Origin of the sequence: Candidatus Chromulinivorax destructor (genome assembly GCF_003366055.1) — a bacterium.
Classification (GTDB): Bacteria; Babelota; Babeliae; order Babelales; family Chromulinivoraceae; genus Chromulinivorax; species Chromulinivorax destructor.
The window spans coordinates 154,134-168,901 of record NZ_CP025544.1 but is presented as its reverse complement, the minus strand read 5'-3'; the positions used below and the strand labels follow the sequence as shown (position 1 = coordinate 168,901).

Genomic DNA, 14,768 nt, shown 5'->3' with positions numbered 1-14,768 from the left:
TGATGCAATTGGATAACGAATTTGTAAGAAATACTCTTTCAAATGTTCAAATGGTTAATGGAGATTTTGGCTTAAATTCATCATTTTCAGTTGACACAAGAACATTGCAAGCAGGCGATATTTATGTTGCATTGCCAGGCAAACAGTGTGATGGTCACCAATTTATTAAAGACGCTTTAGCTAAAAAAGCTTCTGGACTAGTTGTGTTAGCATCAAAGCGAGCAGAACTTGAAGCATTGCATGGCAACGCATTGAATTCTGTAAAAATTTTATACGTAGAAGATACACTCGCTGCACTGATAACGATGGCAAAAGAGTGGCGTGCGAAGTTTACGTATCCTGTGGTAGGTATTACTGGTTCAGTCGGTAAAACATCAACAAAAGAGATGGTTGCAAATATTTTAAGAACATCAGGCGAACCGTTTTATGTTTCTCATGGTAACCAAAATACTATCATTGGTGTTGCGTTAAATATTTTTAAAATGAGACCAGGATTAAAAGCGGCTATTTTTGAAGTTGGTATTTCTGAACGTGGAGCAATGAGTAAAATTGCTGACATGCTTCGTCCTACCTACGCATTAATTACCGGTATTGGCCATGCACACATGCAAGGACTTGGTTCTTTAGCAGAAGTTGCTGCAGAAAAACGCGCAATTTTTAGCTGTTTTTCAGCTGAAAATATTGGGATTGTTAATGGGGATCAAGATTCGATCGCAGCAATTAGCTACCCATACCCAGTATTAAAATTTGGACTAAAAACTTGTAACCAGATTCAAGCTCGTAAAATTACGATTAAAAATAATGTGATTTCTTTTGTTGCTAAAGTCTACAAAAAGAAATTCTCTATTATGTTGCAAGGTTCTCATGAAGGTTCTGTTAATAACGCTTTAGCTGCAATAGCTATTTCGCACATGATTGATGTTCCAACAGAAGTTGCAATTGCAGGAATTCAAAAGCCACTTGCAGTGCAAGGTCGCTTTGAGTTTTGTCATACAGCTGAGCATGGGATCATTATTAATGACAGCTATAACGCAAATCCTGAAAGTTTAAAAGCTGGATTATTAGCGTTTAATGCATACGAAACAGATTTGAACAAAGTGCTTGTCTTAGGTGATATGTTAGAACTTGGTAACGATAGTGCTTTCTGGCATCGTCAGATGGGCCGTTTTTTACGTAAAATTTCTGGTGTTAAGCATCTTGTTTTAATTGGTTCTATGGTACAGTGGATCAAAAAAACAGCTCCACTTGGCATGAATATTGAAATATTTGAAACTTGGCAACAAGCTTTACCAACAATTACACAACTTACGAATGAAAAGACTATCACATTTGTGAAAGCTTCTCGTGGTGTTGGATTACAGAATGTTGTTGATGCTTTTGGTATGAAATAAATAGCATAGTTCACGCTTTTGCATGATCTATTCATAGACTTTACGACCACTATTTGCTTAAATTAAGTAAGAGTGGTCGTAACTTTTTTAGGTATACTCACATTTTACATACGATACATATATTTTGTTTTTAGGTTTTAAAAGATATTTATTATGAATGACATTGAAAAAGTAGAAAAACAGCCAACATTGCACAAACCCGTCCTGATGGACGAAGTTTTACATTTTCTTGCCCCACAACCAGGCAAAGTATATGTTGACGTAACACTTGGTGGTGGTGGTCACACTCGAGCGATTCTTAATTTAGAACCAAACTGTAAAGTTATTGGTATGGATTGGGATGAGTCAGTTATTAAAACAACGGGTAAAAAAATAGAAGAAGAGTTTCCTGGCAGATTTACTGCGGTATGGGGAAATTTTTCTCGTATAAATGGTGCGTTAAATAAAATTGGCGTTCATAAAGTTGATGGTATTTTAGCCGATTTTGGTACATCGCAAATCCAAATCGCATCAACACCTGGTTTATCAATTTATAAAGATGCATTTTTAGACATGCGTATGTCGTCATCATTTTACAAAGTAACTGCGCAAGAAGTTATTAAAAATATGAGCGAAAAAGAGCTTGCTAAAATATTTTTTGATTACGGACAAGAACGCTACGGCAATAGAATTGCGCGTGCAATTGTTGAAGCTCGCTTAAAAACTCCGTTTCGAACAACTAAACAGTTAGCTGAACTGATTAAGTCGGTAGTACCAAGCAGTAAAGAAAGCAAAATTCATCCTGCTACAAAAGTTTTTCAGGCTTTGAGAATCTATGTAAATAAAGAGCTTGATAACATTCAATCATTTTTAGCAAATAGTGTGAAAGTTTTAGGGCATGAAAGTCGCTTAGTTTGTATTAGTTTTCACTCACTAGAAGATCGATTGGTTAAAAATTATTTTAGAGATTTGAAAAAAAATATTCATGTAAAAGTTGAAGTTTTAACGCAAAAAGTGTGTACAGCAACGGCAGAAGAGCTTGCTGTTAATCGCTCTGCACGCAGTGCAAAATTACGTGCAATTATTTTTGATATTTAATTTGACAAATGAATGATCTATGGGTATTATTATTAACGTTAAGAACTAATGATTCTAGATTTTTTTGAAATTAAACTCAGAGTAGTATATTAAGCGTTTCGACAGAACACTTTATTTGAAGGACTGTAGCCATGGAAATCACAGAAATAAAAGTCTATCCTGTAAAAGATAGTGGTAGATTAAAAGCATATGCAACAATGGTTTTTGATGATTGTTTTATTATCCGCGATCTTAAAGTAATCGAAGGTGATAAAGGGTTGTTCGTTTCTATGCCTTCACGTCGTAGAAAAGATGGTTTTAGAGATATTGTCCATCCGCTTAATTCTGGTACTAGAACTGAAATAGAAGATCGTATTATTGCTGAGTATGAAGTAACAGCAAGCGAAGCAATGACAGCTGAAGAAGCTCTTGAAGGCGCAGATAGTTCATACGACAGAGAGTAATTGAAAATTAAAAAGTTAGTTGGAGCGTAGCCAAGCGGTAAGGCACCCGTTTTTGGTGCGGGTATGCGGAGGTTCGAATCCTCCCGCTCCAGCCAAAATTAAAAATCCCATTCTTGAAAAAGAGTGGGATTTTTTTTGTCTTTAATTTTAACTGGGTTTAATTCCCCCAAATTTGCTTCGTTTCCTTTGTGTAAATACTCCGTCAGCTTCCTGTGGGGTTCTTTATTTTTAGATTTTGTGCATCAAATTTTTATGCTCGATTCTTTCTTGCGATTTCTACGAAAACTCCTGAAATTTGCTGGCCGGTTGGCTTGGTGCACTCTTTCTTTACATAAAAAAGCGTAACGTGGCCGCCGCCACCACTGTTTCCGGAGATGAGCGAAGCGATATCGTAGGTTTACATATTTATTTTAAATTTGGTTTATGCAGCCTAGATTTTCCAGGCAAAGTATTGTTTTCTATCTGTAAGATTTATTATAATGACTCTGTATCTATATAAAATTTTATTTTTATTGAGTATGTATCATGAAGTGTCGTACTATTTTAGTTATCAATATTTTTGTGTGTTTGTTTACTCAAAGTGTGTCATTACATAGTGCTTGTGAGCAAACAGTTGTGATCTCAAAAGAGTATCAACTAGCAGAGATAGTCGATCGATTTCCTCACTTACAAAAAGGTTTTGCTATTTTGCAACGAGAAAGACTTTTTAATACATCATTTTATGATTATATGCATGCCAGATTAATTGATTGCATGAATGATGAAGACGATCTAGCAAGCCAAGATGATTTTATAAAAATTTTTGATCAATCTATTTATGACGCTGAACAGTTAATTATCAAACATGTGATTCCAAAATTTTTTGTTGGATTGCAAAAAATAATTGACCATAATATTTCATTTCAAGACGTGCAAAATCCTTTATTTCTCTATGTTTTACAATATTATAATGCATTTATGAACTATGCTGTTAAAGATTATCTTACTATGCATATGATTCAATTATACGGATCTTTAAACAAAGCTGTTATTCATAATAATATTCAGGCAGTGCAATTTTTAATTGATGCAGGGATTGATGTTAATGTATCTGGCTCTTTATTGTATTTGGCATCTGAATATAATCGTTCTGTTATAGCTGCAATGTTAATAAACGCAGGTGCAGTTGTTGATGCTTATTACAGTGGTAAAACTCCATTGTATGCAGCAGTATTAGGAAATCATAAAAAAATAGTTCAAATTTTATTAGAATATGGCGCTGATATTCATACGCAATGCTTTGATACAACGCCATTATTATTAGCTCGAAAAATGAATAGAAAAGAAGTATTGGCAATGATGCATAGAGATTAATTTGTATAAATTATTTTATAATTATAAAAAAAGTATAGGTATACCATGAAAAAAAATAATATTTTAATGTTGTCTATGATTGCATGCGTTATTTTGCAATCGTTTGATATTCAATCGTTTCAGTTAAGTTATGGCGATTATCTAACTTCATGTGATGTTAAGCATGCATTTGTTACGTTAGATGAAGGGTTTGATCTTTTACGAGACAATAAAATAAAGCGGAATGCTCAAGAATTTCCAACATTTGAAGATTTTATGATAGATATGGGCAAAGAATTGCAAGATGATTCAGATGTGCAAATTATAAAAAATTGTGAAAATTCTTTTAAGCAAGCGACGAACGTTATGAGTATATATATGAAAAATATATTTAAAGATGAATTTAGTAAAGCTCTGAGTTCATGTCAAAGTATTTCTGATGTTCAAAATCCTATTTTTCAGTATGTTATACGTAATTCATCTGGGTTTTTGAAATCTCGGTGCTTGCTATGGGTAAATCAATTATCTCGTGAAATGAGTTGGTCGTGTTTAGTAGTTGCAGCTGGTCGTCATAATATGAGTGCGGTAAAATTTTTAGTTGAACTTGGTGTTGATATAAATGAGTCTTTTAATCCGTATAAAAGAACTGCATTGTATAATGCAGTTCTTTATAACAGTCCGGAAATAGTTGCTTTTTTAATTGACCAAGGAGCTGATGTCAATAAGGTAGATTTTAAAGGTAGTAGCCCATTAATGGCAGCTGTTTTTCATAATTATCAAGATATCGCTCAAAAACTAATTGATGCAGGGGCAGACTGTTTTGCTCAAAATATTGATGGATTAACTCCTCTTTCGATTGCTCATACAAAAAATTATAAAAATTTAGAATCACTACTATTAAGTAAAGAGTTGCCTGAGTACATAGTTTAATTCTATATTTACATATACATATAAAGTCACTTGAAAGAATATTTTCAGGTGACTTTATGTGCATTCATTGATTTTTTAGATTTTTATAAATTGTGGTAATATGAGGAGTCATAATAATTACGTCATAATTTTGTAAGGTGTGCGTATGGTTTTTTCTCATGTTCTTCATATTGCGTCAAATTCAGCTTCAAGAAAAAGATTGTTAGAGCAAGCTCATATTCCATTTGTTGTTATTGAACAAGATGCTGACGAATTGCAAGTTGATCAAACACAAGAATTATCACAAGTTGTCATGCAGATTGCGCAGCTTAAAATGGTGCATGCAAAATTTCCTGCAGGTCAAACAGAAGGTCAACTATTATTTGTATTGACAGCAGATACTTTAGGGCTAACGCTGAATGGTCGTATACTTTACAAGCCAGTTGATCGTGCAGATGCAATCAGCATGCTGCAAGAGTCACGATTAGGTACCAGAACCATAACAGGATTTTATTTGCAAAAGCTTGTCTGGCAAAACAATAATTGGGTTGTCGATCAAGAAGTTGTTGATTATGAGGATTCTACATCAGTCTTTGATGTTGCAGATGAATTTTTAGATTTTTATTTAGACACCATTCCATTTTTATCGGTCAGTGGTGCAATTTCGATCGAAGGCATTGGTGGTCAATTTTTAAAATCTGTTAATGGCTCTTACGAATCAATTATTGGTTTGCCGATGTTTAAAATTCGTAAAGCTTTATTTGAATTTGGATTTTATGCAAAATGATTCACTGTTTTGAATTTAAGAATTTATATAAAGCTACACCGAACACAGCTGGAAACAGTGGGAGCCTTGATCACTCTACGCTTTTTGAATGCAAAAATAGTGCATGAGGCCAACTCGATTTTAGATTTCTGGAGTTTTGATACAGAACAAAAAGCAAAAATCTCAGTTTTTATAGAGCTAACAAGTTGGATTTCAGGTTAGCTCTATTGGTTTTAGAAAATTTATTATCAGGTTAAAAAATTTGAGCTTATTCTTGATTGTTCAAAAAGCTATATTTTGCAGACCAAAATGATACCCAGGGTCTTTCATGAGTTGCAATAATTTTTGAAATTTTTATATATGGCCTATAAAGTTCTTTTAAAGGGTACATAGCCAGAAGTTCAAAAGCTATTTGTGGGTGATCTGATTGAAAAGTTTCTTGCATTTTTCTTGCTTGTCCTAAGATGCAATACATGCAAGCATATTTGCATTCTTCATCAAATTCAGGGTTCCCAAAAGGAAAATTAGGGATATGGTGTTGTAATGCTTGTATTGTTTTATCCGACAATTGATAAGGATAATGATTTTCTTTACTCACTTTATTAGCATGGAAAAAATTTCCATCTAAATAGAATTTATCCATTCTTAATTCATCATGAATTGATTTTAAAAAATCATTATGTAATGTAGTAAATTCAAAATTTCGATCTCTGTACGGTTGATTTTTTAATGTTTCAAAGGAAGGAAATCCTTCTTTTTTAGTTTGCACAACACGATATAATATAGCTCGTAATAACTGTTTATGGGAGTTAAGAGGAACTGCTTGCATAAAATTTTGAGATTGTAATAAAAAACTTATACAAAAAACTGAATATTTTTTAATCATATTTTTTCCTTATAAGCAGCGATAGTTTTTTCTAATATTTCTTTAGTTTCTACTAAGTCTTGATAACTTTCAATTTCAAATGTATCAAGGCTTTTTTTATCATCATAATCTTTTATTTGTAAAGTGATATAGTCTAAAGCTGTAAAACCTTGCAAGTCTTGTAGTATAGGATTAGCACCCCATTGTAATAACAGAGCAGTGACTTTTTGTACAAGCCCAAGACTTGATGATGGTAATAAAAAAGCAGCGTTTATGAGAGCTGTTTGACCTTGGTCGTCAATGTGATCAATATCTATATTGTATCGATTATGAAGTAGTTGCAATATATCGATATATCCACGGCTTGCAGCACTATGAAAAGCTGATCCGTTATCACTACTTTGATGGTGAATGTTTGCGCCTTTACTCAACAGCCATATGACTATATCTATGTTGCCACGAGCGGTAGCAGCAAGTAAAGCCGTGCATCGGCATGCTTGTTCTTCATCAATAGAAATTTTGCCTGTTGAAAAAACTTTTTGCATTGATGCAAGGTGATGAGCATCAAACCATGTTGCAAGTAATTCATGTTTGTTCAGGCGACGTAATCGTTGCGTAGTTTTATAGCTATGCCAAATACCAAGAGCATATTTTTTTAATTTCATAATTAAACCTATTGTATATTTCTTACATCATAACTATAGTAATATTATTTTTTATTCTATGTAATACAAGTTTTATTATTTTGCTTGCACAATATACGGTAGATAATCATGGTGAAAAAAATCGTGTTTAAAATTTGTTTGTACCATAATTCTGTTATTCAATAAAATAACTATAAATTTTTCAGACTATGATTATAGTAATTCATGAGTCATGATAATGATAACTATTTTGAGGAGTTTTTTTATGAAGCGTATGGTCTGTAGTTTTTTATTAAGTATGCAGCTTTTATCAATTAGCATATGTGCAAGTGCTGATTTACGGGCAAGAGTTATAGAAGAACAAACAAATTTTCCTCAAGGCGATCTGTTAGATGTTGAGTATGTTCAATCGATTTTAAGCTATATGTATCAGATAGATCAAGATGTTCGTGTTGAATTTTTACAAGATTTGCAAATTAATGGTATTATTGGGCGTGATTTAGAGCATGATGAACTTGCGATATTAGTTCATGACGTCGGTGCATTTCATTTGAATATTATGAAGCAAATTTTGGCCGTTCATGGTTGGATAACCATATCAAAGTTTGGCGTTGATGCAGATCATCAAGCATGGTTGCTCATTCAGCATAACGATGGAGATCTTTTTTTTAAGGCGGGTTGTTTATTTGTTTTAACTCAGCTTGTTGAAAATGGTCAAACAGATGCACAAAATTATGCATATTTGTATGATCGTGTTTGTCTTAATTTTGGTATGAAGCAAAAGTATGGGACTCAATTTATGGTCACAGAGGATAAAGAAATTGTATTGTATCCGTATGAAGGAACATTAGAAGATCTGAATGTTCGACGAGAAAAAATTGGTGTTGTGCAAAGCGTTGCAGAATATATAGAGCTGCTTGGTTTAGTTTATGCATAGTAACTTTTTATAGTTGTAAGCGTACAGTAGGGTGTTGGTAGTAAACTATCAACACCCTATATTTTATTATGTAGAATAGATCAAATTACATACGAAAATAGGTTTTTATGTGGACGCCACATCTATAATTAGCACAATTAAAGAATTTTAAAGTAAAATTTAAACAACTGGTATTTTCTGATTGTATACTGCTTTTGAAATTTCATTTTCTTTCTTATTTAAATTAATTTTATATGCAAATATTGATTATTTAGCAGCTTTTTGTTTATGATTAATTCAGTTATTGTTTTAAAATAAAAAGGAGATATTCTATGAATCAAAATATGCGTAGCATCAACAAGTTATTATTTTTTATGTGTCTTATGAGTGTATCTTTTGTATATCCTAAAGCAGGGAACGCTCATGTTAATGTTATATTTCCTGAAAATGATTATGTTACTTATGGTTTAAATGAAAGAAAATGGCTTGGTGGAAAATATGATAAAGCAAAAACAAGACTTTTAACATCTGATAACCATACAATAAATGTTGCACCAAGTGGTACAACTTATAAATATACAGCATTAAAAAATGGTCAAGAATTAGATAGTGCAACGATAACAGTAAATAAATTTCAAGGGAAGGCTAATTGGAATTTAATTTTAAATCCTGATGGAACTTTTACTACTCAGGGGTTTTAGAAATAAAATAATGTACTGATGATGAGTAAGAGTAGTATAAAAAATGCGTTAGCATGTAAAATAATAGTACATAATAAAAAGACCCGTACATTGTACGGGTCTTTTTATTATTTTTAAACTCAGCGACTAGTCGATGAAAGTAAGAGCTACACCTTTTTGGTTGCCTCTACCTGTACGACCAATTCTATGAATGTAATCATCATAGCTTTGAGGAGTATCAAAGTTAATTACGTGAGTAATACCACTGATATCGATTCCTCGAGCTGCAACGTCAGTTGCGATTAAGATCTTTGCGCGATCATTTTTGAAGTTTTGCAAAGCTCTTTGACGTTGACCATGTGATTTATTACCATGAATTGATTCAGCTTTGATGCCAACTTCAATTAATGATTCATAAATTTTATCAACACCGTGTTTTGTTTTACCAAAAGCTAGAACTTTAGAAAATTCTGCTTGTGACAACATTTCTTGTAAAACATCAATTTTGCTACGGCCGTTCATTCTAACAACGTCTTGATGAATGTTTTTTGAAGTATCACCAGTTTTAACAGAAACGTTAATTGGATTTTTCAAGAAATCACTGATCAAACCTTTAATTTCAGATGATAACGTTGCAGAGAAGAATAGTGTTTGACGTTCTTCAGGTAAGTGACTTAAAATGTATTTAATGTCAGTGATGAAGCCCATATCAAGCATTCTATCTGCTTCGTCTAGAACAGCTGTTTTAAAGTTTTCTAGTTTTAATGCACCACGTTTAATAAGATCGATAACACGTCCAGGTGTACCAACAACAAAGTTATTAAAAGTTTTAGCTTTTTGCATTTGTGGCCAAATTGGAGCACCACCAACGATAACAACTGAAGTTAAGCGTAAGTTTCTAGAAAGAAGATAAAATTCTTTTTCGATTTGAACCGCTAACTCACGAGTTGGAGCTAAGATTAATGTTTGTTGATCTCTGTTTGTCAGCGCTTTGTTAATTAAAGGAATTAAGAAAGCACCTGTTTTACCTGTACCTGTGTTAGCAAGTCCTACAAGATCCTGGTTATTATTCGTAATACTTGGAATAACAGCATCTTGAATTGGAGTTGGTTGAACAAATCCACGTGTTTCTAAGTTTTTTAAAAGATCTGCATGTAAGTTTAACTCAGCAAACTGGTGTTTTGGAACAAAAACCGCTGCAGGTGTTGTGTCAGCAGTTACTCTGTTAATAAACGCTGAAATATCAAGTGTATTTTTTTTGCTTGGTCGACGATTGCGTCCGCCGCCGTAACCACCTTGTGAACCATAAGAAGATCTGCCGCCTTGTGAAGAAGATCCATAAGATGATCTACCACCTTGAGACGATCCGTATGATCTGCCGCCTTGAGATGAATTTGATGATCCGTATGAAGAGCGTTCGCCGCCATTGCTGCTGCCTTGGTATGATGGACGAGATGAAGATGATGATCTTTCGCCTTGTGAGCTTGAGCCATTACCTTGTGAACTGTATGATGAATTACCTTGTGAGCTATACGAGTTGCTGTGTGAATCGTTAGATCTTTTTTTGTTAGAAGAAAAAGAAGGTCTACCATCACGTGATTGTTGCGTTGACCTAGGATTAGTAGGTCGAGATGAATTTTGGTTCATTGTGACTTTTTTTTAGAGATTAGCTACTGGCCCGTGAATGCCAGGCTTAGTAGTCGATTAGAATTATTTCCCATTCATAAACTATCATACCTGAAATCTGACCTTTTGTCAATTGTCCCATTCAGGCAGGCTAATATATTGAATAGGGCCTTCTGTTGAGGCCCTATTTTTAATTCAGACTGTGTTTTTTATTTTTTTCTTTCTTTGGATGCCATTTTTTTAACAATTGTTTTAAAAAATAGTCTTTTGCTTGATGGTTGCGTTGAGGATTAATTTTTTCAGCAGTTACTTGCATGCTTTCTTGAATAATTGCAGCATCAAAAACTTTTGGATCAATATGGTCAAGTGTCTTTAACAGATTTTTTTGCATGATGTGTTTAATTGATTCAGCGTGGGCAACTATGCTGACTTCTTTTTCTAAAAAATTAAAGAAATCAAGAACGCTGTTTTGTAAGTCTTCTGACTCTTCAATCTGCTCGTATACTTCGCTATTGCTTTGCATGCTCTGTGAACCTTTGATGTAGGCTTGTTCTACGAGTTGAGAAAAAGCTTCTTTTTCATAGGTTAGTAACCATTGTAAAATATGTAAGAGTTCATATGATACAATAAATTGATCGTCGCTTTCTAAGAATGTTTTTTTTGTCATGATGATCCTTTTCCAATTTAGAAATATAAAACAGTTTATTGTATGCTACAAGTCTTTTAAAAAACCTGTTTTACAAGTATCATCGCTTAAGATTACTCTTCGTAATCTATATCCCAATCGTTAAAATTATCTTTTTTTGATTTTTCATGCGTTGTAACATCATGAACAATTTCTGCATCTGGATGATTTTTAATTTTTAATAATTGCTTTGTTTGCGCTTGAATTAAAGATTTACGCGCATCAGTTTCCTGAATAAGCTCAGATTGTGCATTGGTAAAAATTTTATTCATATCTTTTTGCATGCGTGTGATTTTTTTTTGAAGTTTTAATATCATTTCAACACCAGCAAGATTGATTCCCATTTGGTGAGTTAAGTGAATTATTTCTTCAAGACGGTCAACATCTTCCTCTGAAAACATGCGAGTGTTTCCGTCAGATCGCTTTGGGGTAATGAATCCTTCTTTTTCGTACAGTCGTATTGTTTGCTGATGAACAGAAAACATTTTTGCTACTGCAGAGATTGAAAAAAAAGCCTGTTTTTTCTTTATTTTGTTATTCAACATTGTTATCCATATAAACTATATTATTTTTAATTGTAGCATATATTTTTTTATTTTTTAACAAGCTTTTACTTGCACTCGCTCCTGAGCTTTTTACATGAACCTAAAAAATTTATCTAAACAGTCTAGGCTGTGTGAACCAAATTTAAAAGTAGCCTGCAATCATACGATATCGCTGAGCTCATCTGCGAAAACATTGGTGGCAGCCGCTACGTTAGGCTTTTGCATCTAAAAAATAGTGCACCAGGCACACCGGCCAGAAAATCGCCGGAGTTTTCGTAGAAAACGCAGGGCAAAACTCTTTCGTAAAAATTTGGTTTACAGAGTCTACGCAAACTCAGTTATCATTTATATAAAAATTTGATACGTTATCACATATTTAAAATTTTAATAATATTTTTAACATGTCGAGTCTGAAAATGAAAGTAAAAAAAATATTTTTTTTAATAATCGCTTTGCTGTCACCTTATTATTTGCCTGCGCATCTGATATATCATACGATGACGAGTGTAACTGAACAAACAATGTTAGGCCACACATTTAAGCACGTTATGGTGTCAGGTTCTGCGCAAAAAGATGAATTTTTTATCAATGGTCAAGCAGTTAGTAAAGAAAATTACTATAAAGAATTTGATAGAATACAAAAAAAAGAGTGGGATGAACATGCTTTACAGCAAGAGCAGTTACGCCGATCTCGCATTGATTTTTCACAAACGGTGCAAGTTGAAGTAGCAGCAAAATTACTCAATACTATTGTCGTGCAAATTATAGATTTATTAAAAAAATGTTCAAATCCGTCATTAGCGAAATTTTTTGTTTACACTGATAAGACTATAGAATCAGCAGATCAGTTTCAACAATTAGATGCTTTTATGAATCAACTTAATAGTTCTTTGCAAAAAATTATTGAAAATAAAGACATTGAAAGCTTACAACATCTACACAAAAACCTTGAACCATGGCCAGTTCGTTTAGAAAAGTTTTTTCAAGATACTGTTCAGCAAGCGATTGCAAAGTCTGATGATACGGCAGTGCTCAAAGAACTTTTGACGCTTACTTGTGATCAATTTTAAAATATTGGCATAATTATTAACGGCTCTATGATTTTATATCTTTGATTTGCGTCATTGATCACCATACTTGTTGCAGCAATGCTCGTTTTGAAAATAAGTACAAAGGTCATAAATAAAATTTGTAATCCATCTTGTTCATCTTCTGCAATGTTTGTAAAACTAGTGTCCATAGTATTGATAATTTTTTCAATTGATCCATTGGTTTCGTATATAGTTTTCATCATTACGTTTGTATTTTGTATCAAAGCTATATTGTTGTAGGCTGCCAGAGAACTATCAAAGATTTGACGAACATGTAAGGGTATAGCATCTATAGTAAATAGTCTTTTTTGCTCAGTCAGCTCATACGACAATTTACTTGCTGTTGTGTAAGCTTGTGCCATATTTTTTAGTATAGTTTCTGATAGCATGACCAACTTACTTTCTTTGAGGAAGTTGTGCATAGTTTGAATAAATTCTGCCATGTCATGCATATTGCTATAATTTTTTATACTATTATATTTTCTGATTTGCTCTGCTATTTTTCTTATCTGTAAAGGCAAATTACTTGGTGCTTTGGTTGGTGTTTGAGTTGGTGTAATATGAAATAGTTCATGAGCTGCATGTTGAATGTGTTCATCGAGAAATTCATCAATGCCGTGAGATTGTATAGGAGTATCAATAACTGATGAAGCAATAGCTTTTTGGAGAGCATTTTCGTACTCAGATTGAACTTTTTCTTGTGCAAGGTCTAAGATTTGAGATTGCCCTCCCCCATAATTTTGAACAAGAGTCGTTGTCGTATTTTTATTACTTTCATTTTTAGTCTGTATATCGAGTTGAAGTGAACTATCGATTGGCGTTACTGAGGATGTATCAATCGTTGTATTTGTTTGCGGCGATAGATTAATAGGTTGTATAGCAGGTTGGTCTTGCTCTTTAAGTTCTCGATGTATGTTTAATTCTTGCGCACGAGTTGGTTTTGTTTTTTCTAGGCTTAATTGGCGAGTCTTTTTTTCAGTTACATGCATTTGTTCTTTATGCGCAATTTCAGACTTTATTGCGTCAGGAACTTTTCGTGCTGATTCTTTCGATGATTTCTTTTGAAAATCGCGCGCTGCAGTCTCCTTTAATTCTGACCGTCTTATCATTTCATACGGTTCCATTGCGGACAAAAATAGCGAGCTACATAAAAAAAACGCAGTACTTATTCTATATATATGTATCATGAATATTTCTTTCAAATGTTATGATGTATGTATAGTATAAATGACTGCCTTTATAAATAAAAAGAGTTTACCGGGCTGAGATAGTAATTTTATGCTTTTTTGACCGTAATAGCTGAACGGTATATAAGATTATTGGGAATTAAAATTTTATTTCCATTGTATTTTAGTTCTGTGCATCGTAGATCAATGTCAATTACTTTGCCTTCAAGGTTTTGTTGAAGTTCGTTTGAAGTAAAAGATATATAATCACCAACGAAAAATGGTTTATAATATAAAATAAAAAGTCCTGCCGTCATATCTGCAAGAGTATTTTGCAGTGCAAATCCTATTCCGACAGCAATAATTCCAAATGTTCCAAAAAGTGCTGATATTTGAACATGAAGATTCTCTAAAATTAAAATCGTTGCAATGAGTAGTATGAAATATCTGGTTAAAAATTTTAAAGCTCGAATGATTTGAACTGCAAGATTATGTTTTTCTCCTAATTTGATAATTGATTTTTGTAAAATACGATTAAGTCCATAACTTATAATAATAATCATAACAGAAATAATAGCTGCTGGAAGAATGTGAATAGAATGTTTGCTGAGCACCATAATAAAAGATCCTTA

The 14,768-nt window shown here is 33.1% G+C and carries 16 protein-coding genes and 1 tRNA gene; 10 read left to right on the top strand and 7 right to left on the bottom strand.

The genetic code is table 11. The features are described 5' to 3' along the window. Positions 1 to 2 precede the first annotated feature (2 nt). From C0J27_RS00790 to C0J27_RS00760, 7 genes are all read left to right on the top strand, one after another. Complete coding sequence (locus C0J27_RS00790) at positions 3 to 1,391, top strand: UDP-N-acetylmuramoyl-tripeptide--D-alanyl-D-alanine ligase (RefSeq protein WP_115585303.1); 1,389 nt, start codon at positions 3 to 5, stop codon at positions 1,389 to 1,391. A gap of 153 nt (positions 1,392 to 1,544) precedes the next feature. Next, a complete protein-coding gene (rsmH, locus tag C0J27_RS00785) occupies positions 1,545 to 2,468 on the top strand; it encodes a 16S rRNA (cytosine(1402)-N(4))-methyltransferase RsmH (protein ID WP_115585302.1) in 924 nt (307 codons plus the stop codon). 131 nt (positions 2,469 to 2,599) lie between these two features. After that, on the top strand, positions 2,600 to 2,911 hold the full coding sequence (gene spoVG, locus C0J27_RS00780) for a septation regulator SpoVG (protein ID WP_115585301.1): 312 nt from the start codon (positions 2,600 to 2,602) through the stop codon (positions 2,909 to 2,911). A gap of 20 nt (positions 2,912 to 2,931) precedes the next feature. Beyond that, positions 2,932 to 3,006: transfer RNA gene (locus C0J27_RS00775), tRNA-Gln, on the top strand. A gap of 430 nt (positions 3,007 to 3,436) precedes the next feature. Then, entirely contained in the window at positions 3,437 to 4,264 is an 828-nt protein-coding gene (locus C0J27_RS00770; protein ID WP_115585300.1) for an ankyrin repeat domain-containing protein, read from the top strand. Positions 4,265 to 4,309: 45 nt separating this feature from the next. Continuing rightward, a complete protein-coding gene (locus tag C0J27_RS00765) occupies positions 4,310 to 5,173 on the top strand; it encodes an ankyrin repeat domain-containing protein (protein ID WP_115585299.1) in 864 nt (287 codons plus the stop codon). A gap of 145 nt (positions 5,174 to 5,318) precedes the next feature. Next, the gene (locus C0J27_RS00760) at positions 5,319 to 5,939 is read left to right on the top strand and encodes a Maf family protein (RefSeq protein WP_115585298.1); all 621 of its coding nucleotides are present in this window, start codon (positions 5,319 to 5,321) and stop codon (positions 5,937 to 5,939) included. Between the two features lie 247 nt (positions 5,940 to 6,186). Here the strand turns inward: C0J27_RS00760 and C0J27_RS00755 are convergent, their stop codons facing one another. Both C0J27_RS00755 and C0J27_RS00750 read right to left on the bottom strand, forming a co-directional pair. After that, a complete protein-coding gene (locus C0J27_RS00755) occupies positions 6,187 to 6,804 on the bottom strand; it encodes a hypothetical protein (protein ID WP_115585297.1) in 618 nt (205 codons plus the stop codon). Further along, on the bottom strand, positions 6,801 to 7,448 hold the full coding sequence (locus tag C0J27_RS00750; RefSeq protein WP_115585296.1) for an ankyrin repeat domain-containing protein: 648 nt from the start codon (positions 7,446 to 7,448) through the stop codon (positions 6,801 to 6,803). Before C0J27_RS00750 ends, C0J27_RS00755 begins: the two co-directional genes overlap by 4 nt. 244 nt (positions 7,449 to 7,692) lie before the next feature. On the opposite strand from C0J27_RS00750, the gene C0J27_RS00745 reads away from it, so the two are divergent. After that, positions 7,693 to 8,364 (top strand): DUF6624 domain-containing protein, encoded by a 672-nt coding sequence (locus C0J27_RS00745; protein WP_115585295.1) that lies wholly within the window; start codon positions 7,693 to 7,695, stop codon positions 8,362 to 8,364. Between the two features lie 311 nt (positions 8,365 to 8,675). Beyond that, positions 8,676 to 9,044 (top strand): hypothetical protein, encoded by a 369-nt coding sequence (locus C0J27_RS00740; protein ID WP_115585294.1) that lies wholly within the window; start codon positions 8,676 to 8,678, stop codon positions 9,042 to 9,044. A gap of 126 nt (positions 9,045 to 9,170) precedes the next feature. Here C0J27_RS00740 and C0J27_RS00735 read toward each other — a convergent pair whose 3' ends face one another. The 3 genes from C0J27_RS00735 to C0J27_RS00725 form a co-directional block, all read right to left on the bottom strand. Then, positions 9,171 to 10,670 (bottom strand): DEAD/DEAH box helicase, encoded by a 1,500-nt coding sequence (locus C0J27_RS00735; RefSeq protein ID WP_115585293.1) that lies wholly within the window; start codon positions 10,668 to 10,670, stop codon positions 9,171 to 9,173. A gap of 169 nt (positions 10,671 to 10,839) precedes the next feature. Continuing rightward, positions 10,840 to 11,316 (bottom strand): hypothetical protein, encoded by a 477-nt coding sequence (locus C0J27_RS00730; protein ID WP_115585292.1) that lies wholly within the window; start codon positions 11,314 to 11,316, stop codon positions 10,840 to 10,842. A gap of 92 nt (positions 11,317 to 11,408) precedes the next feature. After that, the gene (locus tag C0J27_RS00725) at positions 11,409 to 11,879 is read right to left on the bottom strand and encodes a MerR family transcriptional regulator (RefSeq protein ID WP_115585291.1); all 471 of its coding nucleotides are present in this window, start codon (positions 11,877 to 11,879) and stop codon (positions 11,409 to 11,411) included. Between the two features lie 401 nt (positions 11,880 to 12,280). Here C0J27_RS00725 and C0J27_RS00720 point away from each other — a divergent pair, with 401 nt between their 5' ends. After that, complete coding sequence (locus tag C0J27_RS00720; RefSeq protein WP_162801701.1) at positions 12,281 to 12,949, top strand: hypothetical protein; 669 nt, start codon at positions 12,281 to 12,283, stop codon at positions 12,947 to 12,949. Here the strand turns inward: C0J27_RS00720 and C0J27_RS00715 are convergent. Further along, entirely contained in the window at positions 12,946 to 14,157 is a 1,212-nt protein-coding gene (locus C0J27_RS00715) for a hypothetical protein (RefSeq protein WP_115585289.1), read from the bottom strand. The two genes, C0J27_RS00720 and C0J27_RS00715, sit on opposite strands and share 4 nt — an antisense overlap. A gap of 89 nt (positions 14,158 to 14,246) precedes the next feature. Then, the gene (locus tag C0J27_RS00710; protein ID WP_115585288.1) at positions 14,247 to 14,753 is read right to left on the bottom strand and encodes a mechanosensitive ion channel family protein; all 507 of its coding nucleotides are present in this window, start codon (positions 14,751 to 14,753) and stop codon (positions 14,247 to 14,249) included. Positions 14,754 to 14,768: the final 15 nt, after the last annotated feature.

Coding starts and splice junctions, on each gene's coding strand:
- C0J27_RS00790 (WP_115585303.1), top strand. CDS start 3: ATGCAATTGGATAACGAATTTGTAAGAAATACTCTTTCAAATGTTCAA.
- rsmH (WP_115585302.1), top strand. CDS start 1,545: ATGAATGACATTGAAAAAGTAGAAAAACAGCCAACATTGCACAAACCC.
- spoVG (WP_115585301.1), top strand. CDS start 2,600: ATGGAAATCACAGAAATAAAAGTCTATCCTGTAAAAGATAGTGGTAGA.
- C0J27_RS00770 (WP_115585300.1), top strand. CDS start 3,437: ATGAAGTGTCGTACTATTTTAGTTATCAATATTTTTGTGTGTTTGTTT.
- C0J27_RS00765 (WP_115585299.1), top strand. CDS start 4,310: ATGAAAAAAAATAATATTTTAATGTTGTCTATGATTGCATGCGTTATT.
- C0J27_RS00760 (WP_115585298.1), top strand. CDS start 5,319: ATGGTTTTTTCTCATGTTCTTCATATTGCGTCAAATTCAGCTTCAAGA.
- C0J27_RS00755 (WP_115585297.1), bottom strand. CDS start 6,804: ATGATTAAAAAATATTCAGTTTTTTGTATAAGTTTTTTATTACAATCT.
- C0J27_RS00750 (WP_115585296.1), bottom strand. CDS start 7,448: ATGAAATTAAAAAAATATGCTCTTGGTATTTGGCATAGCTATAAAACT.
- C0J27_RS00745 (WP_115585295.1), top strand. CDS start 7,693: ATGAAGCGTATGGTCTGTAGTTTTTTATTAAGTATGCAGCTTTTATCA.
- C0J27_RS00740 (WP_115585294.1), top strand. CDS start 8,676: ATGAATCAAAATATGCGTAGCATCAACAAGTTATTATTTTTTATGTGT.
- C0J27_RS00735 (WP_115585293.1), bottom strand. CDS start 10,670: ATGAACCAAAATTCATCTCGACCTACTAATCCTAGGTCAACGCAACAA.
- C0J27_RS00730 (WP_115585292.1), bottom strand. CDS start 11,316: ATGACAAAAAAAACATTCTTAGAAAGCGACGATCAATTTATTGTATCA.
- C0J27_RS00725 (WP_115585291.1), bottom strand. CDS start 11,879: ATGTTGAATAACAAAATAAAGAAAAAACAGGCTTTTTTTTCAATCTCT.
- C0J27_RS00720 (WP_162801701.1), top strand. CDS start 12,281: ATGTCGAGTCTGAAAATGAAAGTAAAAAAAATATTTTTTTTAATAATC.
- C0J27_RS00715 (WP_115585289.1), bottom strand. CDS start 14,157: ATGATACATATATATAGAATAAGTACTGCGTTTTTTTTATGTAGCTCG.
- C0J27_RS00710 (WP_115585288.1), bottom strand. CDS start 14,753: ATGGTGCTCAGCAAACATTCTATTCACATTCTTCCAGCAGCTATTATT.